Consider the following 25,417-nt stretch of genomic DNA (forward strand, 5'->3'; position numbering starts at 1 on the left):
CTGGAAGGCATACAACCTTCTTTGTTTAGCAGGAACAATTAGATACGAAACCTGACAGACGAAGCAAGCAGACAATCGTATCTGATTTGTGCAAAAAAGTAACTTTTTGGGATAAAACAGCCTGATTTTTTCTTTCACACACCCAAGAGGAAGGCTTTCTGTGTATTTTTAACCCAGAAACAATCCACCCATACAAATTGAAGACTTATAAAATTGCGGCCGTAAACGGCGAAAGCACGTGACGAACGTGACCAAGTCGAACACCATGATCCACACCCTCACGCTTTGGGATAATACCATCGCAGAGGTCGCCGCCAACTACCCTGATGCGGAATATCGTAAAATGTACATCGATACGGCTTCGGCCAATTTCGTGCTTCACCCGGAATACTTCGACGTAGTACTAACCACTAACATGCTTGGTGATATCCTGTCTGACTTGGGCGGAGCCATTACGGGTAGCCTTGGATTGGGTGGTAGTGGCAACGTTAATCCGGAAAGAACCTTCCCCTCCATGTTTGAGCCCATCCACGGCTCTGCACCAGACATTATGGGGCAAAACAAAGCCAACCCCATCGGGCAGTTTTGGTCGGCAGCCTTGCTGCTGGAGCATCTGGGTGAAATGGAAGCCGCGGCCGACATTATGAAAGCCATCAATACCGTAACGGCTTCGGGAACACTGACGGCAGAACTGGGAGGTACAGCCAGCACGACGGATATAACGGCGGCGGCGCTGGCGGCTTTGTAGGTTGCAGGTTGCAGGGTACAGGTTGCAGTGTAGCATGCGCGACAGGCAACCCGCAACTTGCAACCTGCAACCTGCAACCTACAACCTGCAACTTAAAAACATGATCAACTTCCAAAACTACCACCTCCACGACCTCACCCATACCTACACCGATGGCCTGCCCGCTATGAGTGGGAACAGGCGCGGACGCGGGTGAAAGATGGTTGGAATGCAAGGTGGTTGCGGCTCTACTCTCACGTAGGGACGCACATGGATGCGCAGAAACACTTCGACGTTGGCAAGCACATCACCTGCCAAAAGCCCCTGGCGCCAACGCTGGCGGAGTCGAAAGAGATCCATCGCACCTGCGTCCGCGCCCAAAAACGATTTATGGTGCACGAAAACTTCCGTTTTCAGCCTTGGCATCGTAAAATAAAGGAACTGATACAGGCCGGAGTGCTTGGGGACCGCCTGCATACCATCACCCAACGAATGCGGACCGGAGACGGTTACGGCCCGGATGCCTACCTTGGCCGCCAGCCTTATTTCAGGACAATGCCCCGGCTGCTGATGTTTGAAACCGGTATTCATTTCATCGATGTTTTGCGTTTCCTGGGTGGCGAAGTAAGCACCGTCTTTGCCAAAATGAGAACACTGAATCCGGTCATTGCCGGGGAGGATGCCGCCATTGTGTTACTGGATTTTGCCTCCGGCGCTCAGGGGATCATCGACGGAAACCGATACAACGAGGCCAATCATCCTGACCCCAGGTACACCTTCGGCACTACGGTGATTGAAGGAAGCAATGGCACACTGCGCCTTTCCCTGGACGGGACGCTGACCCTGCAGCCTCTGGGCGAACAGGAACGAGAAGTAAAATACGCCCACGCGCGACGGGGATTTGCGGGAGACTGCGTCTATTCCATTCAACAACATTTCCTCGAAGCATTTCAATCAGGCAGCCCATTTGAAACCAATGGAGATGACTATCTGAAGAGTCTGGCCGTGTTAGAAGCCTGTTATGACAGTGCAGCCAATAAGCAAATTGTAAAATTATAAAAGGCGGCTTACCTGCTCATCCAGCTACTGCTTTCAATCAATTATCGGAAAGGGCCGAACGGAATTACCTGCAATCGATTGGGAAGAAAAAGTTGCAGATCACGCAGCGTATCCAAATCTCGTTTCGTTATCGGAGTAACGGAAAAATTATCTTCCGTTTTGTTTGGTTCCTTCCATTTAGTGTTGCACATTTGATGGAAAGGAATGCTGCTTTAACAAGTATAGTTAGTGTAACATTCACACATTCAGAACATTAAAGTCTAAATCGATCAAGCGAAACACAAACTGCCTCCCCTTTTTTGGGGCCGCAAACTCCGTAAAGTCTAGTTTGGATGAAAACTGTGCCAGGCAGCAATGCCATGGTATGGGTATCATACATCTTACTGTTACCTCATAATTCAACTTTTCAACTCAGGGTGCTACTTCTGCTGCGCAAGCATCAATCTGTAGTTCCACTTCACAACATTCAATCATACAATTTATTCATCTATGAAAGTGTTTCAACACTATCTGCCCAATCCAGGAGGCACAAAATCAGGACGGTCGCTTTTTGTGACGCTGCTCCTGTTGCTGTGTACCGGTTGGGTCGCCGCCCAAACCGTATCAGGTACGGTTTATGATGAGACCGGTTTTGGTCTTGTCGGTGCGACAATTCTCGTTGATGGTACCACCACCGGTACCGTTACTGACCTTGATGGTACTTATTCCATCCAGGCAGATGCCAACGACGTACTCATCATTTCTTTTACCGGTTATACTACCCAGCGTATTACGGTGGGTAGCCAGAGCAAGATCGACATCAGCCTTGAGCCCGATGTAGCGATTCTTGATCAGGTAGTCGTAACGGGTTACAGCCAGCAGCGTAAAGGTGACATCACCGGTGCCGTTGCCGTTCTGGATACGGATGAGCTGACTTCCATTGCCGCCACTTCGGTCAACCAGCAGCTTTCTGGTCGGGCTACGGGTGTACAAACTTCTACTTCCGGTGCCGCTGGTGACGGAACGAACGTTCGTATTCGTGGTATTTCTTCTTTCACCTCTAATGATCCGCTGACGATCGTTGACGGTGTTCCTCAGGTCAATAACTTCCTCAACAACATTAACCCTAATGATATTGAGTCCGTTCAGATCCTGAAGGATGCTTCTGCTGCCTCTATTTACGGTACACGTGCACTCAATGGTGTAATCATTATTACCACCAAGACGGGTAAGTCTGGTAAGCCAAAGATCACCTACGATGCCTACTACGGTATTCAGGGGCACGAGCGCGGCTGGGATGACATCCTGATTCAGGATCCGCTGGAGTACGCTAACCTTTTCTATGACAGCTACACCAACCAGGGTCAGCTTCCTGGTGAAGCGACTATCTACGGTCAGTCTGGTGAGCCGGTAATTCCACAGTACATTTACGTATGTCCTGATTGCCGGAATGCTGATGGTTCCGTAAACCGCGATGCATACAGCTACCCCAACAACCTGATCATGGAAGCTAATCCTGACGGTACGAACTGGTGGGAAGAAACCATGAGTGCTGCGCCGATTACGGATCACACCCTCGCAATCTCCGGAGGTACGGATGCCGGCTCTTACCGCATCTCGGCTAACTACCAGGATCAGCAGGGTACGATGGATAACACTTACTTCCAGCGTATGTCCGTACGGGCTAACTCTCAGTGGAGTCTGGGTAAAGTTACTATTGGTGAGAACCTGAACATCAGCCGTGTTACTTCTGTAGGTGTACCTGGCGGTGGACAAAACGAGCAGGGTACTCTTATGCAAATCGTAAAGGCCCAGCCCATCATTCCTGTTTATGACATCTCTGGTGAGCGGTTTGCTTCTGGTAAGACGACAGGGCTTTCTAATGGCTCTAACCCCGTTGGCCAAACGGTTTACAACAAGGATGATGTAGGAGAATATGATGCCATTGTCGGTAGCATGTTTGCTGAGCTTGAGATCATTGACGGCCTTAATTTCAAGTCGCTGGTAGGTATTAACTACAGCGTTGGTGGTGCCGTTGACTGGAGCAACCCAACCTGGGAAAACTCTGAGCCTACGACCGTAAACGGTTTCAGTGAGAACCTTAGCCGGAATTACAACTGGGTATGGACCAACACGCTCAACTACAACAAGACCTTTAACGAGCGCCACAACGTAGGTGTTCTTTTGGGCTACGAGAGCTTGCGGGAACGCGGTCGTGGTATCAGCGGCAGCTTTGGTCAGTACTTTATCTCTGACCTATCTGCCCGCTACCTCAGTGCCTCTCTTGCGAATCCGGAAACCCGTAACGTTAGCAGTGGTGGAAGTGAGCACACGCTGCTTTCTCAGTTCGGTCAGCTTTCTTATGCTCTGGATAATAAGTACCTTTTCACGGCTACTATTCGTCGTGATGGTTCCAGCCGTTTCGGACCGGAAAACCGCTTTGGTATCTTCCCCGCAGCGAGCTTCGGCTGGCGCGTGTCTGACGAAGCCTTCATGGACAATGTGAATTTCCTGACGGACCTTAAGCTACGTATTGGCTACGGTGTTGTTGGAAATGAAAACTTCCGGAACTATGGTTTCGTCAACAACTTTGGTGGTGGCACGGGTAGCACCTTCTACGCCATTGGTGGAGGTAACTCCCTTGCGACCGGTTACACCGCTACAGCGCTTGGTGATGCAACAACAGGTTGGGAGGAAAAGACAACTACTAACGTAGGTGTTGATGCCACCGTTCTTGATGGAAAGCTGAGTGTAAACCTTGACGTTTACACTTCTACTGTAGACGGCCTTCTCTTCAACCCTGCCCTTCCTTTGACTGCAGGTACGCCTGCTCCTCCATTCAGCAACGTTGGATCAATGGAGAACAATGGTTTTGACCTCGGTTTGAACTGGCGTCCTGAAATCGGTGACTTCAAATTCAACATCAGTGCTAACATTAGCCAGTACACGAACGAGATCGTTGCTATTGATGGTTCGCAAACCGAATTCTTCGGTCGCGGTGGCCCAGGTACTCGTATCGGTAACATCCAGATTAACCGCTTAGGAGAATCCATTGGTTCTTTCTACGGTTTCCAGCAAAACGGAATCTGGCAGAGCCAGGCTGAAATCGATGCCGCTAACGCAATCGACGGAGACGCTTCTTCTGTATTCCAGGCAAACGCAGCTCCGGGACGCTTCCGCTGGCAGGACATTGACAGCTACGACCCCGAAACAGGTGAGCTGACTGGTGTTCCTGACGGATTGATCAACGATGCAGATATCACCATCATCGGTAACCCACACCCCGACCTGACTGCAGGCCTGAACATTGGTGTTAACTACAAAGCCTTTGACTTCACGGCCTTCTTCTTTGGTAGCTTCGGTAACGATATCTTCAACTCAACGAAGCAGTTTACCATCTTCCGCCAGTTCGATACGAACGCTGATCGTCGCCTGGTTACGGATGCCTGGACGCCACAGAACCCGAATACGGACCTGCCTGCACTGGACATTAACGACACGGAAAGCCGTCGTCCTTCTTCTTTCTACGTAGAAGACGGTTCTTACATTCGTCTCGCCCAGCTTCAGCTCGGCTACACTTTCCCCGGAACTTTCGGTGGTGACGTTCTGAGCAACCTGCGCGTTTACGTACAGGGTCAGAACCTGTTTACCATTACTGACTACTCTGGTCTGGATCCTGCCCTGTCCTCTTTTGGTACGGGTAACTCTGACGCGGATGACCTCTTCATGGGCGTTGACTTTGGCAATTATCCTACCACCCGCATCTTCATGGTAGGTGTAAATGCTTCATTCTAATCAGATAAACTATCACAAACATGAAATCATTATTTAAAATAACCGCCCTGTTTGGGCTCTGCGTCCTTGCCTGGACGTGTAATGAGGACGAGTTCCTCAACACCCCTCCACAGGGGGTGCTTTCCCAGAGTAATCTGACGGCCCGCGCCGGTATCGATGCTGCTCTGATCTCTGCCTACTCTCGTGTTGACGGCTGGGCCGTTGACTGGGGGCAGTCTGGCTGGGGTATGGCTGGTTCCAACTGGCTATTTGGTTCTGTTGCTTCTGACGATGCCCACAAGGGTTCTGAGCCCGCAGATGGTGCAACCATGCAGCAGATCGAGCTTTTCCAGTGGCGTCCATCTTTGCCGGAGATTCAGGGCAAATTTGTAGCTGTTTATGACGGTATTCGTCGTGCTAATGAAACCATTAGCCTCATCAATGGTAATGAGACCCTCAATGATGATGATCGCAACCGCCTAACGGGCGAAGCGCGTTTCCTCCGTGGCCACTACCATTTTGAGGCCTGGAAAATGTGGGAGAACATCCCCTACTACGATGAGACCGACGTAGACTTCCGTAAGCCAAATGATGAGGACATCTTCCCACGCATCGTTGCCGACTTCGAGTTCGCTGCAAATAACCTGCCAGCTACTCAGGGTGAGGTAGGGCGTGCTACCAGTGGTGCAGCCAATGCTATGCTTGGCCGCCTACACATGATGGTCCGCGATTATTCTTCTGCTAAGACTGCCCTTGACAAAGTGAATGGCTACGCACTGCAGGATTGCTACCATGACATTTTCTCCCTCGGCGGTGAGAATGGTTCTGGTATGGTCTTCTCTACTCAGGCTTCCGCAAACGATGGTGACCCGAACGGAGATAATGCCAATTTCTCTGAGCGCCTGGCTAACCCACACGGTGGTTCTCCCATCGGCTGCTGTGGTTTCCACCAGCCAACCCAGAGCCTCGTTAACGCTTACCGCGTAACGGCTGAAGGCCTGCCCCTCAATGAGAATACTTCAACCTCTAACCCAACGGCAACCGATCCGGTAGATCCACGTATTGACTGGAATATTGGTCGTGACGGTGTCCCTTACCTAAACTGGGGAACACACGAAGCCAGCTGGATTCGTGACCGTGGTTATTCTTCTGAGTACAGCCCGAAGAAATTCGTAATGGCCAGTGGAGAAGAGTCTAACGTAGGTTGGGTAAACAAGCAATTGTCTCCCATTAACATTCCACTTATCCGCTACGCTGATGTTATTCTGATGTTGGCTGAAATCGATGTTGAAAACAACAATCTGGATGATGCCCGTGCTAAAGTGAATATGATTCGCGAACGCGCCGGAAACTGCGCCCAGGGCGCTGACCAATTTGGTGTTCCACTGGACGATGCCAGCACTGGCCACGCCAACTACGTGATCGGAACTTACGACGACTCTTGGACCGACCAGGGTGCCGCCCGCGAAGCCGTTCGTTTAGAGCGTCGCCTCGAGTTGGCCATGGAAGGTCACCGCTTCTTTGACCTCAAGCGTTACGGCGAAAGCTACATGATCAGTACGATGACGACTCACTTCAACGTGGAAAAAGAACGTCGTCCATTCATGGCAGCCTTCGAGACTCCTGCTCCATACCACATGCGCTACCCCATTCCAACAGCTGCTATCCAGCAGTCTTTGGTGGACGGTGCGCCGACTCTACGCCAGAACACCGGATACTAATCAAAGGTGTTTTTGTAAGACAATCAGCCCCCCGGTGGAACATTCCGCCGGGGGGCTTTTTGTTGGTATTGACGGGCGAAGGCCACAGGGCAATTGCAAGCTCCACGCAGGTCGCTCCGCGACGCTACAAGGTCCCTTGAGCCAGGCTAAGCGGACCTCGTAGCGGCCTGAAAGGACCTTCGAGCGTCCGCGTTATCTGAGCTTGCGATTACCATGGCGAAGGCCCGTGGAAAGAATGAACTACAGTGACGGATTAATTATCTTCCTATCTTGCACCATGATGAGATTTTGTGCTTCAGCAGCCATATTTATGGCTTTGCTGTTTACCGGCTGCGCCTTCGAAGGGGACCAATGGGTCGCTGATTTCAAGGGCGTTGGCTCCTCCTCCTCCCCCGGAGCTGCGGACTTAAACGGAGATGGGATTCTGGACATCGTTATCGGTGGCAGCGGAACAGAGTTCAAATCCATCGAGCATGCCGTGATGGCCATTGACGGAGCCACGGGCGCGACACTATGGACCGTCGGCGGCCACAATCAAATGGTAGGTTCCCCTACCTTCAAAGACATCAATGAAGATGGAACCGATGATGTCGTCATCGGCGGAAGGTCCGGAATGCTCTTCGCCCTGGAAGGAACAACCGGCGAAAAGCTATGGGAATTTCTCCCCTATCAACCCACCAACCGGTACGTAGACGATACCACCATTCTCAACTTCTTCAATCTTCAGTGGACACCCGACCAGAACGATGATGGGTTCCCTGATCTACTGGCCCCCTACGGAGGCTTCGTGAAAGCTAAACCCGGAGACCCCAACCGACCAGCGGGCTATCTACTGCTCATCAGCGGTAAAAACGGAGCTACCATTGCTAAAGCCCGGGTGCCTGATGGCAGGGAAACTTATCTGTCCCCCCTACTCTATGATTTTGGCCAGGGCCTGGAAGTCATCTTTGGTACGGGTGGTGAAGATCTCCCCGGGTCCCTTTACCGGGCACCCTTATCCGCCGTTAAAAAGGAAGACCTGTCAATGGCAACAAATTTGCTTAGTGGTGGAAGCAAAGGATTCATCGCTCCTCCCATCCTCGCAAAGGTCACGGAGGACGACATTCCGGAAATAATCGTCTGCACGGTAGATGGACGAATGGTATGTCTCGATGGCCAATCGAATTCGGTACTTTGGTCCGCCAGTCCCGGCGGAGACTTTGACACCTACGTCATGCCCGCGCCGGGCCATTTTACGGGCGAGGACGATATCCTCGACTTTTTCGCCAGCTATGGCAAAGGCGCCTGGCCAAACACCGACTATACCTTGCATACTCTGGTAGACGGAAAAACCGGGCAAATCGTCTTCACCGATACGCTGGGAACTTTTCAATATGCCTCCCCGATTGTTGCTGACTTCACAAAAGACGGAAAGCACGATGTAATGCTTTCCATCAACTACTTGTCGACACACGACGTCATCGGTGACCCGACTGATTTCTACAACAACGGTCTCTACATTTACACTGGTGGACAAGGAGCACCACGCCAGGCTTTTGACGCACCGCTGGGTTCCAACCTGGGCTCCACTCCTCTGATAACTGACCTGGATGGAGACGGCAAAATCGACATGGTAACCGCCTATATGAGTGACCCCCAGAATTTCTATTCTTTCAAAAATTTGAAAGTAGAACGCAGGGAAATAAATCGATCGGCCGACGGGATTTTTTGGGGCAACTACATGGGCCCGGACGGCAAAGCAACCGTAGAATGAAAAAGCTTCAGGTATTCATCTTTTTAGTTTTGCTCTCTTTCCTTCTCGTCCGCTGCCAGGAAGAGAGAGTTGACTCTGCGGGAGAAAGGCTGGCCAAGATCTACTGTACCAGCTGTCACCTCTTACCATCGCCAAAGGATCTGAATCGGGAAATATGGGTTACGGAGGTTCTGCCCCAGATGGCCGCATTTTACGGACTATATGGTAATAAGAGTCGGGCCGATTACCTCGGCTCCTCCCAGGAAGCGCCCTTCCTCGCCGATGTATACCCGGAGAGTCCCTTATTGGATGCAGCGGTGTGGGACACCATCTTCAACTACTACGTAGAGCAATCACCTGACCGGCTAGGAAAGCCGACTTCTCCTCCGACGGTATTTGAGTTGAAGCAGTTTCAGCAAAAGCTAATTCGTGATGACAGCGACGAGGCATATCCTGCATTGGCCACCTCGATTGCCGTTGACGAAGGCACGGGGGAGGTAGTTGTAGCCAGCTTATTGGCAGCAAATGGAGGCCAAAGACGGTTCCTTAATCAGCGCGTAAGCACCCGAGAGGACTTCGTCGGGATTCAGCCCACCCTCCGACCAGCATTGACGGGCCGACTAAGCATGGGGAGTCTCATCCCATCGGATGTGCCCCGGGGCACTCTGATCACCGATAAAGACACGCTAAAGCAATTACTGCGCCCACTGGATTTTCTCTACTGGGATGGAAACCAGAACGGCACCCAGGAGCTTATCATCGCCGAATACGGGAATATGACCGGCCGGCTAAGCAGCTACGACGGTGGACAAAAAACGATCCTATCCCCCACTCCCGGCGCTCTCCGCCTTCGGCTGGCAGACCTGGATGAGGACGGCTACGAAGACCTGCTCGTCCTCTTCGCTCAGGGAGATGAACGCATTGAGGTCTGGTACAGCCGCCCGGGTAAACCCGAACGGAAACTTCTCCACCGCTTTCCACCAAGCTTTGGCTCCTCTGACCTGCAGGTAGCGGACATTGACGCGGACGGAGACCTGGACCTGATTCATTCCTGCGGAGACAATTACGACTACCAACCCATTCCCAAACCCTACCATGGCGTTCGGGTGCTGCTCAACGACGGCCGGGGGGATTTCTCAGAAGCCTGGTTCTATCACCTGGACGGCGCCTACGGCGCCGAAGTAGATGACTTTGACGGAGACGGAGACCAGGACATCGCCGCCATCGCTTACTTTATTCCACCCGATAAGCGCGCGCTGAACAGTTTCGTTTACCTGGAGCAAACCGGCCCAATGGAATTTAAAGCACAGGGCTTCGAAAAACAACCGGGCTTACACTATATCTGTCTGGACAAAGGTGATCCGGACGGAGACGGAGACCAGGACATCGTTATCGGAAACTTCAGCGGGTACCTGCCTGATGGAATGCCGAATACAAGGCGTAGTGGAAAGGGGGAGGTCGTTTACGTTTGGCTGGAAAATGTAGGTAAGTAAGTTAGCACCTGCCCCCCTACAACCCGCACCTTGCAACCTGCAACCTGCAACCTGCAACCTGCCCCTTGCAACCCGCCCTCTAATTCACAATCTGCCCCGTCAGCCGTAGCAACTCCGTTTCCGTGTTCTGCAAATTGAGCAAGGAGCTGAGCAGTTGGAATTCAGCGTTTACGTAAGCCAACTGAATTTGCCGATAATCGAAGCTATTAATCGTTCCTCCCTTAAATCGCTCTTCGCTTATTTCAATATTCCGTTCAGCGTTATCAATTAGTCTGCGGGTAATGGCCACTATTTCCCGCTGATTGTTGTAGCGGGCAAGGGTGTTTTGCAATAAAGTGCGCAATTGCTGCTCGGTGGCATCAACGTTGAGGCGGCTAGTCAGTTCCTGCAGCTTTGAGGTTTGCGCGCGCACATCACGGGCGCCTCCATCGAAGAGCAGATAGCTGGCCGTCAGCCCCAACTGCCCGCTCAACGTTGTGGCACCAATCCCCGGGAGATCACGGGCATCGGGCGGAGCATCTCCGAAGACGAAGGTTTGGGTTCCCGTAGCCAGGCTGTAGTCGTAACTGGCCCCGGCTGAGAGGGCAATGGTAGGCTTATTTTCGGCCTCGATGAGGCGGGTATTAATGTCGGCTAATTCCTGGTTAATTCGCAGGGTTCTTAGCTGGCTGTTAGTGGCGAGCATCTTACGATCCAGTTCTTCGGGATCGAAAATCTGCTCTTCCAGCTCCAGTTTGGTCGTCAGCGTAATGGATTGATCAAAATCCTCCTCTCCCATAAGTTGTAGCAGGTTACGAATCGCGTTTTCGTAATTGAGTTGTTGCAACACCAGACTGGTGGAATCCGACAGATAGGCGTCATTCGCCTGCAGCTCATCGAACGTTCCGCCCTGGCCAAACTCCCGGCGCACGGCCTGATAGTCAATCCGGTCACGACTCAGGTCCAGGACCCGCTGAAAAACGGCAATTTGCTCCTGCTGCACCACGGCATTATAGTAGGCGTCAATAATATCCGCAATACTGTTTTCCACCTGCAGTTGAAGCTGGCCGGCACTCAAGTCAGCCAGAGTAGCCAATCGCTCTTTATTCATTTCAATGCGCCCGCCGTTGAACAGGGTCCAGTTCAGGCTGGCGCTAGGCGCAATATTGTAAGAAAAGGTGGAGGATTTAGCGACAATGCTGGCGGGGTTACTGTTGTTACGATAAGCGATACCCGGACTAATCCCTAAAGAAATAGTAGGCTTTTTACCGGTCAGGGCATAATTATCATTATTGCGGGCAACTTCCAGTTCATTGGCTGCAATTCGGATTTGGTAGTTATTCTGCAGCCCCTGCTGAATAGCATCGCTGAGGCTGAGCGCAGTTTGGGCGCTGACGCAGGTGCAAAGTAGAGGAATAAAGGAGCAAAGTAAAAGGGTACGCATCTGTCTGTAAAATTTAGTCTTTGTTCGGGGTATGGGCCTCCTGGCTGTCAAGAACCTCCCTTTGCACCTGCGGCCGCGCCTCTTCCGGCTTCCGCTTGCCTTCGAAAACCCGTCGCTTGGCGTAGAAATTGTAGAAGAACACAATGCCCGTGGCCGCCAGTTTGATGATCCATTCTTCGTTTCCCAGCAGCGGGAAGGTGTGTAATCCTACCACAATAGCCCAGTCAATCAACAAGCCGAAAGCACTCACTACCATGCTTAGCGCAAAGGCTGACCGTACGCTACGATTAAGCTCGAATACGAAGTAGCGTTGCAATACGAAGTTGAGCAAAACACTGCTGGAATAAGCGATCACCGTCGCCGGTCCCGGCGGCAAAAAACGATCCACCAGCAGGAGATATACTCCATAGTTGATGCCCGTAGCCACCAGCCCGGTCATGGCGAAAGGGATTTTCTCCCGGATGAATTGCCAGAGTCTTTCCATCATGCCATCTCCGCTGTTCTTTCAGCCCGTTGCCGGCGGAAATAATCTCTTACTTCCAGCCAGTTATTGACCCGGTGATACCGTTTTTCGTCCAGATTGGGGCTTGAGGTAAACAAAAGTCCGGTGCCGGAAAACGTATCCAGGTTTTTAGCTTTGTCGTCAATCATGAAGTCTCCATGAACGATACTTTTGTCACCGCAGAATACGATCCGACTATGGTGAATGAAGGGAAAATGCTCCTCCAGCCACTCGTACTTATCCAGGAAACTGTACCGAAACTCGGTTGCCGTCGTGACAATGTACACCTCGTAGTGGACGTATAGTTCCCGGACGACTTCCACCGCGTTTTCAATGACCGGCAGGTTACGAAAATGGCCCTTCTCGTACAGCACATTTCGCACCTCGGCCAGCCCCGGCAAATCGTAGACTTTTCGCCCCCGATGATCCTCTGGCCCAACATCAATGCCAAAGCGCTCCTTCGCCTCCCGGTAAAAGGAAGGGAAGTTATCCGCCAGGACTTCGTCCATATCGATGATAATACGCATGGTTGGTTCTTTGGTCTTTTGGTTCTTTGGGCTGCCGCATATTGAAGGCGGCAATGTGTAATTGTGCTATGTGTAGCTCAGCAGTATCGAAGCTTGCCTTTCCGGGCTCGTGCGGCAGCCCAAAAGACCAACGACAAACAGACTAAAAAAAACTACTCCGCAGGCTCGTGTTCAAGCTCTGGCACTTCCGCATCCTGATTGATATCGAAGTGCAATTGCTTATAGGCTGGTTCCACATCTCGATAACTCAGGTCTGCGTCAGGGTCTTTAGCCCGGGCAAAATTGTACCGGAACCGATTGAGCAGTACCAACAGTGCCGGTAAAAGGATCAGTAGAATGAAAGTAATGGCCAGCAGGCCAAAGGCCACCGAAATGGCCATCGGGATGAGGAACTGTGCCTGGCGGCTCTTGTTCAGGAGCAGTGGCGCCAGGCCGGCAAAGGTAGTTACCGAAGTAAGCAGGATCGGCCGGAAGCGGCTCCGCCCCGCGTCCGCCAACGCATCCATCATCGGCATTCCATCGCGGAGGTTATCGTTATAAGTAGCGATGAAAACCAGACCGTCATTTACGATGATGCCGATGAGGGCAATGATACCCAGGCCGGAGAAAAGCGACATGGGCTTATCCATTAACCAGTGCCCCCAGATTACACCGATGAAACCAAAGGGAATCAGCAGGAACAGCATCAGGGCCTGAGAGATGGAACGGAAAGTCAATGCAATGACGAAAAACATCAGACCAAAGACTACCGGCATTACCAACGCCAGCGAAGCCCCGGTCTTTTTCTGGTTGCGTACCTGTCCGTCGTCGACGGTACTAACGCCGGGATAACGATCCAGAACGGTCGGCAGAATATCATCCTGCACACGCGCATTTACGTCCGTTACGGATACCGAGTTATTGCTGATATCTGCTTCTACCTTTACTTCTCGTCTGCCGTCTACGTGATTAATGCCAATCACACCGCGCTGGGGGGTAAAGGAGGCAATCTCCGACAGCGGATACTCCGCTCCGCCGGCCAGACGGATACGCATGTTGTTCAGGTCCGCCAGGCTCCGGCGTTCATTTTCGCCATAGCGGAGCCATACTCGAACCTCATCTTCTCCACGTTGTAAGCGCTGGGCTTCGGTGCCAAAGAAGGCGGACCTGACCTGACCAACGATGTCTTGCAGATCAATCCCCAGGTAGCGGGCTTTCTCCTTCAGCGTAATGTTCATTTCGCGCAGGCCTTCCTGGTTATTATCCACCACGTCAGCCAGTTCCGGCATCAGGCTAAGCTCCTTTTTCAGGTCTTCCGTAGCCTTGGCCAACTCATCAATATTACTGCCCGTGAGGCTTACACTTACGGGTTTACCGAAAAAGGAACGCCCTCCGAAGGAAAGCACTTCCGCCTCATCCACCGGACCTACGGCCTGGCGAATAGCGCGAGTCATCTGCTCCTGGGTTACCGGCTCCCGGTCTTCGCCGGGAATCATGGCAACGGTGATACTTCCCTGATAGGTAGTTGGGCCAACCTTTATTTCTATCCGCTCTACGGCCTGCTTTTCCTCATTACCGTAGGTTTCGGCGCTAACCTCTTTACCTACCCGCTCGGCGGTCTCGGCAATGTGATTGAGCAACTCCATTGTCCGCGTTTCGGGCGTACCAGCGGGGAGCTGCAGCGTAATCTGCACATCATCTCCGGGAATAATGGGGAAGAAAGTCGTTTTCACAAACCCACCCGATACCATGCCAAAACTGAGGAAAAGAATGGCCACACATAAGGACAGGCTGATGAATTTATTCCGCATCGTCCAGCGGAGAACGGGGCCGTAGATCGTGTCCCGCATGAAATCCATGAGCTTATCGAAGGTCCGTTGCACCAGGTTCGGTTTGGATCCTTTGGCGAGGGCCTTACTATGGGCTACGTGTGTTGGCAGAATGATGGCTCCTTCCACCAGCGAGAACACCAGAGAAAAGATCACCACTATGGCCATTTCCGGAAAGAAGTCTCCGAGAGAACCATCCAGAAAAAAGAAGCTGGAGAAAGCAATGACGGTCGTTACGATGGCGGCAAAGACCGCACTAAGCACATTGTTTGTCCCGTCGATAGCTGCCCGAATACGGGGAATTCCTTTTTCGTGATAGCTATAGATGTTCTCCCCGATTACAATACCGTCGTCCACCAGAATACCAATCACGAGAATCATACCGAAGAGGCTGATAACGTTGAGGGTAATGCCCAGCGCGTTGGCAATGATGAACATACCGGCAAAACTAATCGGGATGGAAAGCGCCACCCAGAAGGCCAGTCGCCAGTGCAGAAAGACCGCAAGCAAAATACAGACGATGAGGAAGCCCTGCCACCCATTGTTAATCAGGGTGTTGATCCGCTGGCGCAGGGTAACACTTGCATCGCTGATGATTTCAGCGCGAATATCCGTATTCTCTGCGTTGAACTCTTCGATGTAGTTTTTAACCTTGTCCGTGATGGCCAGCATGTCTTCCTCCAAAGTGTTCTGCACGTTGACGTTAACGGAGGGCGAACCGTCTACGAAGGTCCGGTCGGGCGTATCTGCCCAACGGTCCCGCACGGTCGCAACCTGATTGAGGCGTACCGTACCACCATTCGGGGTGGTTTTCACCACAATATCCCGCAGGCCATCGGCATAATACTCCTTGTTACGAGCCCGGAGGAGTAACTCTTCCTCGGTTCCTTTTACCGTACCACCAGTGATGTCAACATTGGTACGGCGGACAGCCGTTGCCGCCTCGGCGAAGGTCATCCCAAAACGTTGCAGGTCTGCTTCACGAAAGGCGATTTCGATCTCTTCGTCCGGAAAACCGGAGAGTTGCACTTTAGAAAGCCCGTCGAAGGCCAGCAGGTCATCCTCGACTTGTCGGGCGGCGCGTTTAAGCGCCGCCAGGCTGACCCCGTCGCCGGTCAGGGCAAAACTGATGGCTCGTCCTAAAGATTCCTGCTTATAAATCACGGGAGGCTCCATGCCTACCGGGAAAGAGTTGATCCGGTCAACTTCATTCTTGACGTCCTGCAGAATAATTTCCGTGTCGTAACCTTTGAGCACCTCCACAGTCACTGTTCCGCTGTTCTCTGAACTAACACTGGTGTACCGCTCAATACCGGTAAGCCCCTTCAGGTTCTCCTCGATCTTATTGATGATGCCTTCTTCCACCTCCTCCGGGCTTGCACCCGGGTAGATGATCTGAATGGAGATGGTACGGCTCTTAAACTCCGGAAAGAAGGTCGCCTTCATCTGAGTCAGACTCACTACTCCGAGAATCAGAATCCCGAACATGATCAGGTTCGCAGCAACGGGATATTTGATAAAATATGCGATGAAATTCTTCATGCAGGCTGGGTTGTTCGACTCTTACTTTCCCTGGGAGGTTCTCCTGAAGACAGGATATAACAGCAGGGTGAATCGTTTGTGTTTTGGATAGTCGCTAAAAGTACCTGACTGGTAAGACCGTTCATCAGAACTTCGCGATAAAGAGTTATTTTGAAACGGGAACTTCCGCCTGAGCGGCTGGCTTTTCACCAGCCGTATCTCCTCGTTTTACAGCACCTGTCCGTTTTACGCGCATGCCATCGTAAGCGCCGGCAACATCACTGGTCAGTAATTCAGCACCTTCGGGTAAACCACTGACAATTACGGTCTCCCGATTGAATTTACGCACCACCACCGGCACCAGAGAGAGCAAAGTATCGTTTTCCACTACGTAAACTTCTCCTTCGTCGATCAGTAAATCACGATCAATTTCAACGACGTTTTCCAGAGTTCGGGCGTCTGCTTCTCCGCGCAAGTACATGCCTTCACGGAGTTCTTTACCGCTTACGCCAATAAAGACGTTTACCGTTTGGGTAGTAGCGTCAATCTGATCGCTTATCCGGCGAATTTTTCCCGTCCATTTGCCGTCAATGTCTTCACTATACAGCTCTACAGAACCACCGGGCTTCAGGAAGTCGAGGTCCGAAAGTGAAACCGTCGCCACCATCTCATAAAATCCTGTTGCCATGATTTCCCCCAACTGCTGACCGGGGCGAACGACGGCTCCACGATCAATTTCGGTGCTGGTTAACACACCGCTGAAAGGTGCACGCAGCGTGTATTTGCTCAGCCGTTCTTCTACACTTTTAATGTTATAGTACTGACTGTACAGATTTTTCCCGGCGATGAAGAGCTTCTCCCGCTGGTTAACGGCTGAGGGAAGTGGCTTAATGGGTGCATTTTCATCAAATTGACCGAGGTAGCTCTCCCAGGCAGCAAAACTCTCGGGGTAATCAATTTTCAGGTCCGGCATGATCATCGCAATGCCGTTGAGTAAAGTTGCCTTCTGAGCCTGCAGACTCAGACGGGCTTCGGCATCATCGATTCTCAGTAAGGTTTCGCCCTTACCAAAGTACACACCCTTTTTAAAAGATTTACCCGTTTCCAATACGGTTCCGCCAACTTCTGTAAACAGAGCAATCTTGTTGTAGGCTTCCAGCCGTCCCTGCACATCAAGCTTAGTGGCTAAAGCGGCGTTCTTCACGGTAGCAGACTCGACGCTCTTAATCCGTTTAGGAATTTCCTTTTTCATTGGCGCAGGCTTCATGCCCGCCAGCGCATTATAGCCCATATAGCCTCCAACCAGAATCAATACGCCTAGTAAAATGGAAAATATGGTTCTTGGAAGATTACGGTTACTCATGACTGGATGTTTGGGGAATACTCAGTTGCTGGTGCAAATTTTGGTAGACGCGTTTCAGTACGTCAATACAAGTGTCGAATTCAGTTTGCTCGATATCGTGGGTCGCAGTTACCATTGTTTCTGTAGCCTTGCTCTGAGCAAATTGCCACAGGCGGTTTCCCTTATCGGTAAGGCGAATTAGTTTCTGGCGGCGGTCATCTGCATCTATCTGACGCATCAGGAGACCGGCGGACTCCAATTGCTTAAGCGCCCGGGCAACCGTTCCCTTGTCTTTGATGGTGGAAATCGCCAAATCCTGCTGTCGAAGGCCATCATTCCCCACAAGATCCGCAACCAGGCCCATATGGGTGCTTTGTGGTAGAAAGCCTTCAAACTCCATTTGTTCAAGCATCAGACGGGATAATTGCCGGCCAACGCGGTTGGTCAGGAAAATGAGGAGGTCGTGTGGTTTAGTGCCGGGCAAACTAGTTGCGTTTGCAACGAATAACCGATGCCGGGCCAAAGGGTTCAGTGACGACCGCCTTTTATTTCCCCCGACAACAGACTCCTTCCTTTGCTTTCCGGTTAAAACCCTTGCAATGGCAGCTCGGAGAGCTTCGTACCACAGTTCCGACACTTGTCAGCGGGCAGGAAACCTGCAAAATTATTGCCTACTCAAACCATCCTGCGCTCCCCCATTTTCTTCGTATTTTCGCCTTCCCCAAATTGCGTTCATGCTATCTGACATTCGATCATTCCTTTTTCCATTTTCCATCCTTCTTTTCCCCTTCCTGTTCAGTAGCTGCGAATCTTCCGATTCAGGCTACCGGGCACCGGCCAATGCGGTGTTCACTGACCTGGGCGGAAGTGCCAGCGGTGTAGACTTTGTCAACAAGGTCGAAGACGGTGAAGATTTCAACGTGCTTTCTTACCGGCTGTTCTACAACGGCGGTGGAGTGGCCATCGCCGACCTGAACGGTGATGACCGCAATGATCTCTACTTCGTCGCCAATCAGGGCCCAAACCGGATGTACCTCAATGAAGGAGACCTTCAGTTTACCGAAGTGGAGGGCGCAGCCGCAGGTGCCATGACCTGGTCAACCGGAGTCACCGCCGTTGACGTTAATGCAGATGGCCGCCAGGATTTATATGTCTGCAACTCCGGCGACAATGAGGGCAGTGGCAGAACAAATGAACTGTTCATTAACCAGGGCAACGACGAAGCGGGCAACCCCCGTTTTGAAGAAATGGCCAGCGCCTACGGCCTGGCCGACGAAGGCTTCGGCACCCAGGCCGCCTGGCTGGATTATGACCGTGACGGCGACCTCGACGTCTACCTGCTCAACAACTCCTATCTCAACCCAGAGCGCATCAACCCTAACGGCGAAAACCGCAGTATCCGCGATCCGGAAGGTGGAGATAAACTGCTACGCAATGACCCCGGACCAGACGGGCACCCCGTATTTACCGACGTCAGCGAAGAGGCGGGCATCTTCGGCAGTAAGGTGGGCTTTGGCCTGGGCTCCGGCCTCGGAGATGTCAATGGTGATGGCTGGACGGACATTTACGTCTCCAATGACTTCTGGGAACGAGACTACCTCTACATCAACCAGCAGGACGGAACCTTCAAAGAAGAACTCACCAGCCGGATAGACCACATTTCCATCTCCTCCATGGGCTCTGACGTAGCAGACCTGGACAATGACGGCGACCTGGAGATCTTCTCCACCGATATGCTGCCCTCGGATAATACCCGCCTGAAATCTGCCACCCTGTTCGACAGCTACAATACCGAAGCCATCAAGTTCGAGGCGGACTACCACCACCAGATCCTGCAGAACTGCCTGCAGGTCAATGATGGCTCGGGCAACTTCATCGAGACAGGCCACTATTCCGGCGTAGCGGCCACTGACTGGAGCTGGGGAGCTCTGCTCTTCGATATGAACAATGACGGGCTGAAGGACATCTTCGTCGCCAACGGCATTTACCGGGACATTATGGACCTGGATTTCGCTGACTTTCTGGCCGATAAGGAAAAGGTGAAAGCCATGGTGGAAGCCCGGGGCCGCTATGACTGGCGCGACTTTGTGGAGAAGCTGCCGCATAACCGGCAGCCCAACTATGCCTTCCTCAACCGCGGAGAGCTGCAGTTTGACAACCAGGCCCACGCTCTGGGCCTGGGCGCACCGTCTTACTCCAACGGTGCCGCCTACGGCGACCTGGACGGAGACGGAGACCTGGAACTGGTCGTCAATAACGTCAACCAGCCCGCCATGATTTACCGCAACAACAGCGTGGAAAATGGAGCTGGATTCCTGATGGTCAAGCTGGAAGGACCGGCGACGAACCCCGCAGGCATCGGGGCAAAAGTCAGTGTTACTGCCGGCGCCCAAACCTTTGTGCAGGAGCAATTCACCAGCCGGGGCTTCCTGAGCTCCGTTGGCCGGGAAATGGTTTTTGGCCTTGGAGACATTGATGCCCCGCTGGAGATCGTCGTTAACTGGCCCGACGGGAGAGTTACGGCGGCCACGGCTTCCGTAAAGGAGACCGTAGTCGTCAGTCATAGTCAGGCAAGCCCTGCTCCTTCCACCAGGCCTGCACCTGCGACAGCGCCCCTTTTTGCGGAGGCTTCCGGACTACTGGATCGGCCCGCCGTTCATGCAGAAAAATTCCACAATGACTTTGACCATGAGCCGCTTTTGCTCCAGAAAATTTCTGACCCCGGGCCTAAGATCGTCAAAGGCGACCCGAACGGAGACGGGCTGGAAGACTTTGTTTTACTTGGTGGGCAAGACGACCCCGACAAGCTCTATCTGCAGCAGCCCGATGGCAGCTTTAAATTTGAGCCCAACAGTTTCTTCGAAGCGACTGCCGAATACGAAAGCAGCTGCGGCGCCTTCTTCGATATCGATGGTGACGGTGACGACGACCTGATGCTTGGCGCTGGCGGCAACGAATTTAGCCGTGGTTACCGGGCCTACCCCATTCGGACCTACGAGAATATTCGCGGCCAACTGGTCTCTAACCACCTACTCTCCCCCACCGCCGGCGGCGAGGTGAGCTGCATCGTACCCGAGGACATTGATTTTGACGGAGACATCGACCTCTTCATCGGCGGCCGGGCGGTGCCCGGCAACTACGGCCTCATTCCCGGTTCCTTCCTCTTCATCCGCGAAGGCAACAGCTGGGTTAACCAAACGCCTCAAGACATCGGTGGCTCAGGCATGGTAACCGATGCCACCTGGGCTGACCTGAACAATGACGGCCGACCGGACCTTGTGATGGTCGGCGACTGGATGCCAATCACCGTCGCTTTTACTCTGAACAACGCCAGCATCAGTCAGATCTTCGAGATTCCGAACAGCTCCGGCTGGTGGAACAGCGTTGAGTCAGCCGACCTGGACGGCGACGGGCGCGAAGACCTCATTGCCACTAATTGGGGGCTGAACTCCAAGTTCCGTGCCAGCGTAGATAAGCCGCTCAAACTTCACGTCAAGGATTTTGACGACAACAAAAAGAGTGACTTCATCATCGAGTGGTATCCACCCGCTGACGAGCAGCCCTACCCCTTCGCCAGTAAGCGGGAACTACACGCTCAGCTACCGCACCTCCGCAAGAAAACACTGCAATACAAAGATTTTGCCGCTGCCACCTACGAGAGCCTCTTCACCGAACAAGAACGGGAGAGAACCCAGAATTGGGACGCAAAGGAACTACGCAGTTGTGTCATCTGGAATCAGGATAAGGGTAACGTCCGTATCGAACCACTCCCCTGGCAGGCACAACTAACCAAGCTGTTCACCGCCGCCATCGGTGACGTAAACGGAGACGATCGCCCGGATCTCTGGCTCGGCGGCAACATCTTCGGCCTGTCCCCACAAGTAGGCCGGGCGGATGCCGGCCGCGGTTGCCTGCTGCTGAACGAAGGCGACCGAAACTGGTCTTACGTAGATAATGAGCAATCCGGAATTTCCGTTAAGGGGCAAGTTCGGGACGCCCAGTTCATTGACCTGGCTAATGGCGGTAAATCACTAATGATTAGCCCCAATAATGAAGCATTACGGGTGTTTATGCTGGGGTCCCCGAAGACTAAGTAGAATTAAATTGCTAAGTCCTGAAATCCTCCCCGTCAAGTCCGGACACTCAAAGGAGTTAGCACTTCCGCCTCCGGCTGCATGGCTATCACCTTCGAGGTCCTCAGTTCAGTAGGACCTCGAAGGTGCTCAACACGGAGCGGAGCGAAGTTTTGAGTTCCTTTGAGTGTCCGGCCAACGAACCATTTTCACCCGCCGCCTGATAAACCACCTTTCCAAATGAAGTACCTCATTTTTCTATCAACGTTGCTGTTTTTGGTCAGCTGCACGGAAAAACAAGTCACCACCTTTACCCGCCTCTCCCCCTCAGAAACCGGCATCACCTTCACCAACCTTACCGGTGAAAGTGACAGCTTCAACATCCTTACTAACGAGTACATCTATAATGGTGGTGGAGTTGGGATCGGAGATTTTGACCAGGATGGCCTGCCCGATGTATTCTTCTCCGGCAGCGACACCGAAAACCAGCTCTACCTCAACCGGGGAGACTGGACATTTGAAGACGTCAGCCAGGTGGCAGGCATTGGCGGTGGTGATAACTGGAACAATGGCGTCACTGTTGTTGACGTCAATAATGACGGGCTGGACGACATTTACGTCTGTTCTACCATGCGGCAGGAAGCCCGTCTACGGGCCAACCAACTTTACCTGAATCAGGGGAAGAATGCCAATGGTATTCCGACCTTCATTAACGTTGCGGCTGCCTACGGCATCGCCGATACGACGCATAACACCCAGGCGGCGTGGCTGGACTATGACCAGGACGGCGACCTCGACCTCTTCCTGCTCGTCAATGAAATGATCGATAGCCGCAAGCCTAACCAGTTTAGCCGGAAAACACAGGATGGTAGCGGGATCCGGACGGACAAGTTATACCGACAGGATGAGGTAGATGGACAGATTAGATTTACGGAGGTGGGCAAGGAGACGGGGATTCTCTTCCAGGGCTTTGCGCTTGCAGTTACGGTGACGGACTTCAACCGGGACGGCTGGCCGGACCTCTACATCAGCAATGACTACCTCAGTAATGACCTGGCCTACCTGAATACGAAAGGCCCGGATGGCGGCCGCTACTTCGTCGACATCGCCAGCCAACTGGTAAAACACACCAGCTACTCCGCCATGGGTAACGATGTAGCCGATATGAACAACGATGGCATCCCAGACATCGTCGCCGTAGACATGCTCCCCGCCGACAACCTCAGACGCAAAATGATGTTAACGGCCAACAACTACACCTATTTGATTAATTTAGAACGTTATGGTTATCATCCACAGTTTACGCGTAACACCTTGCAGATCAGCCAGGGAATACGGTCTGACTCTATGAAAGGTTTACCTCAGTACAGTGAGCTGGCCATGCAGGCGGGCCTGCCGGCCACCGACTGGAGCTGGACGCCGCTGGTAGCCGACTTCAACCTGGACGGCAACAAGGATGTCATCATCACTAACGGCTTTCCGCGGGACATTACGGACAAAGACTTCGGCGACTACAACGCCGAAAACAGTCGCTTCTTTTCGGTGAAGAAGATGCTGGAGAAAATCCCCTCCGTCAAAATTCCTAACGTTGCCTTCCGGGCAAGACCAACGGAAGATGGTGTACCGATCTTTGATGACGTGACGGAGGAATGGGGCATTGACGTCACCAGCTTCAGTAACGGCGCGGCCTACGCCGACTTTGACCGCGACGGCGACCTGGATTACATCGTGAACAACATCGATGACCCGGCGCACGTGTATCGGAACAATACGATTTCGGACAAAAAAGAGAATCCCGGCTTTCTCCGCATTACCGTAGACCCTGCGGTACGGGACGCCGCCATGTTTGGGGCGGAAATTGAAGTGATGTCTGACCAAGGCTCACAGGTCTATTATTTGCATCCGCACCGGGGATACTTATCGAGCACCTCGAAGGAGGTGCTGGCGGCTGCCAGCGGTTCGGTAACCGTGAAGGCCATCTTCCCCGGTCAAAACGCCCGTTACTGGGAAGCAACTGCGGGGAGCACCCTGACCATTTCTCCGGATTCAGGCGCCAAGGGGCCGCTCAGGCCGGATAATTCCCAGGTGAGGACTTTCCTGAGAGCACTCCCCTCTCCTGCCTTTACCCACGTGGACAAGGATTACATTGACTTCAACGTGCAGCCCATGCTGCTGCATAAACTGAGCCAGCAAGGACCGGGCCTAGCCGTGACAGACTGGAACAACGACGGCATTGACGATATCTACGTTAGTGGTTCTTACGAAGAGGCGGGCACCTTCCTGCAGGGCACGGCGGATGGCTTTGAGCCCATCCTTTCCCTGATCGATGGCGAGACCGATGAGCGGCGCGAAGAACTGGGCGCCTTGTTCTTTGACGCCGACGGTGACGGCGATGAGGACCTCTACGTCGTCAGTGGCAGCTATGAGTTTACGCTGGAAGACGGTGATTTTAAAGACCGTTTCTACCGTTTCGAGAACGGGCGTTACGTGCGCGACGATGCGGCCCTGGCCGGCCTTACAACTTTCTCTGGATCCTGCGTCCGCGCCGCTGACTATGACAATGATGGAGACCTCGATCTCTTCGTTGGTGGCCGTGTGGAACCCCACAAATATCCTTCGCCCGTCGCCAGTTTGCTCCTGCGCAATGAATCTTCCAACGGTACTGTGCGTTTCATTCAGGATGAAGCGGCAACGGCAGCCATCGCCTCGGCCCAAAACGTCTGTGATGCTCTCTTCACTGACTACGACAACGACGGCGACCCAGACCTGCTGCTGGCCGGAGAATGGTCTCCCCTCCGCCTCTATGCCAACGACGGCGGTCAGTTCAACGAAATAACCGAGGGTCAGGGGCTCGCGGGAAAATCTGGCTGGTGGAACTCCCTCGCCGCCGGCGATTTTGACAATGACGGAGACACCGATTACCTGGCCGGCAACCTCGGCGACAACAGTATCCTGCGGCCAACACAGGACGAACCCGTTACCGCCATCCTCACCGATCTCGACCAGAACGGTGGCGTGGATTTCATCCCTTTCACCTGGTTCACTGATGCAAGTGGCAAGCGAGGCAACTATCCCTACTTCAACCGCAATGACTTTGCGAAGCAGGTGACCAAGATCAAATCCCTGCACAAGACCCACAACTCCTACGCAGCAGCTGACAAGGCCAGTTACCTGTCAGAATTACCCGACGACTATCAGGAATTCAGCGTCAATTACGCCAAATCCGTCTACCTGGAGAACACGCCGGAAGGCTTCGTCTTTCACGAATTACCAGCACCAGCTCAATCCTTCCCGGTGTTCGGTATGCTCCCCATTGATCTGAACGATGATGATTTTCTTGACCTCCTGGTTATTGGAAATGATCATGGCTCGGAGACGGCTCAAGGGTTTATGGACGCCGGAAATGGGTTGCAGCTGCTGGGGCGTGGAGACGGAAGTTTTTTCAAGGCACTAACTTCAGATCGATATCAATCAAGTGACCAGTTTGTTATCCCCGGCGAGGGACGCGCTTTGGTCTTGGCTAATGCGCCTTCCGGCACGAAAGTAGTCGCCTCCCAAAATTCAGGTCCGCTGGTGGTGGCGCAGCCGCTGGTGCAAACTAAGCTTACCGAAGCAGTGGAGGGCCGGAAATCGGAGGTATACTGGGGCAGCGGGTATTTGGGCCAGTCGATGCGTGCCAGGCAGTAGCAACGGCTTCTGCCGTTCGCTGGCAAGCGAAGACTAATTGAAAAAGCGC

Annotated in this window: 13 protein-coding genes and 1 pseudogene; 8 read left to right on the forward strand and 6 right to left on the reverse strand. The window is 52.8% G+C overall.

Annotated elements, in window-relative coordinates; translation table 11 throughout:
• Positions 1 to 232: 232 nt before the first annotated feature.
• The 6 genes and pseudogenes from BM123_RS00630 to BM123_RS00655 form a co-directional block, all read left to right on the forward strand.
• Positions 233 to 748: pseudogene (locus BM123_RS00630) on the forward strand (isocitrate/isopropylmalate family dehydrogenase); the annotation flags it as partial.
• Positions 749 to 967: 219 nt separating this feature from the next.
• Positions 968 to 1,786, forward strand: a complete 819-nt coding sequence (locus BM123_RS00635) for a Gfo/Idh/MocA family protein (protein ID WP_245748370.1) — start codon at positions 968 to 970, stop codon at positions 1,784 to 1,786.
• A 489-nt stretch (positions 1,787 to 2,275) separates the two neighbouring features.
• On the forward strand, positions 2,276 to 5,560 hold the full coding sequence (locus BM123_RS00640) for a SusC/RagA family TonB-linked outer membrane protein (protein WP_090164871.1): 3,285 nt from the start codon (positions 2,276 to 2,278) through the stop codon (positions 5,558 to 5,560).
• Between the two features lie 20 nt (positions 5,561 to 5,580).
• Entirely contained in the window at positions 5,581 to 7,260 is a 1,680-nt protein-coding gene (locus BM123_RS00645; RefSeq protein ID WP_090164872.1) for a RagB/SusD family nutrient uptake outer membrane protein, read from the forward strand.
• Positions 7,261 to 7,537: 277 nt separating this feature from the next.
• Positions 7,538 to 9,013: an outer membrane protein assembly factor BamB family protein gene (locus BM123_RS00650; RefSeq protein ID WP_175489203.1), complete on the forward strand. Its 1,476-nt coding sequence runs from the start codon at positions 7,538 to 7,540 to the stop codon at positions 9,011 to 9,013.
• On the forward strand, positions 9,010 to 10,485 hold the full coding sequence (locus tag BM123_RS00655; RefSeq protein WP_090164874.1) for an FG-GAP repeat domain-containing protein: 1,476 nt from the start codon (positions 9,010 to 9,012) through the stop codon (positions 10,483 to 10,485). Before BM123_RS00650 ends, BM123_RS00655 begins: the two co-directional genes overlap by 4 nt.
• Before the next feature lie 79 nt (positions 10,486 to 10,564).
• Here the strand turns inward: BM123_RS00655 and BM123_RS00660 are convergent, their stop codons facing one another.
• The 6 genes from BM123_RS00660 to BM123_RS00685 form a co-directional block, all read right to left on the reverse strand.
• Complete coding sequence (locus tag BM123_RS00660; protein WP_090164875.1) at positions 10,565 to 11,908, reverse strand: TolC family protein; 1,344 nt, start codon at positions 11,906 to 11,908, stop codon at positions 10,565 to 10,567.
• A 13-nt stretch (positions 11,909 to 11,921) separates the two neighbouring features.
• Complete coding sequence (locus tag BM123_RS00665; protein WP_090164876.1) at positions 11,922 to 12,395, reverse strand: GtrA family protein; 474 nt, start codon at positions 12,393 to 12,395, stop codon at positions 11,922 to 11,924.
• Positions 12,392 to 12,937, reverse strand: coding sequence for a 5' nucleotidase, NT5C type (locus BM123_RS00670; protein ID WP_090164877.1), 546 nt, complete (start codon positions 12,935 to 12,937; stop codon positions 12,392 to 12,394). Before BM123_RS00670 ends, BM123_RS00665 begins: the two co-directional genes overlap by 4 nt.
• 152 nt (positions 12,938 to 13,089) lie before the next feature.
• Positions 13,090 to 16,287: an efflux RND transporter permease subunit gene (locus tag BM123_RS00675; RefSeq protein WP_090164878.1), complete on the reverse strand. Its 3,198-nt coding sequence runs from the start codon at positions 16,285 to 16,287 to the stop codon at positions 13,090 to 13,092.
• 145 nt (positions 16,288 to 16,432) lie between these two features.
• A complete protein-coding gene (locus BM123_RS00680; RefSeq protein WP_090164879.1) occupies positions 16,433 to 17,629 on the reverse strand; it encodes an efflux RND transporter periplasmic adaptor subunit in 1,197 nt (398 codons plus the stop codon).
• Complete coding sequence (locus BM123_RS00685; protein WP_175489204.1) at positions 17,622 to 18,092, reverse strand: MarR family winged helix-turn-helix transcriptional regulator; 471 nt, start codon at positions 18,090 to 18,092, stop codon at positions 17,622 to 17,624. Before BM123_RS00685 ends, BM123_RS00680 begins: the two co-directional genes overlap by 8 nt.
• A gap of 250 nt (positions 18,093 to 18,342) precedes the next feature.
• On the opposite strand from BM123_RS00685, the gene BM123_RS00690 reads away from it, so the two are divergent.
• Both BM123_RS00690 and BM123_RS00695 read left to right on the forward strand, forming a co-directional pair.
• A complete protein-coding gene (locus BM123_RS00690; protein ID WP_175489205.1) occupies positions 18,343 to 21,705 on the forward strand; it encodes a VCBS repeat-containing protein in 3,363 nt (1,120 codons plus the stop codon).
• A 216-nt stretch (positions 21,706 to 21,921) separates the two neighbouring features.
• Entirely contained in the window at positions 21,922 to 25,368 is a 3,447-nt protein-coding gene (locus BM123_RS00695; RefSeq protein WP_090164881.1) for an FG-GAP repeat domain-containing protein, read from the forward strand.
• Positions 25,369 to 25,417 lie beyond the last annotated feature (49 nt).

The sequence above is a fragment of the Neolewinella agarilytica genome (assembly GCF_900110645.1).
GTDB lineage: Bacteria > Bacteroidota > Bacteroidia > Chitinophagales > Saprospiraceae > Neolewinella > Neolewinella agarilytica.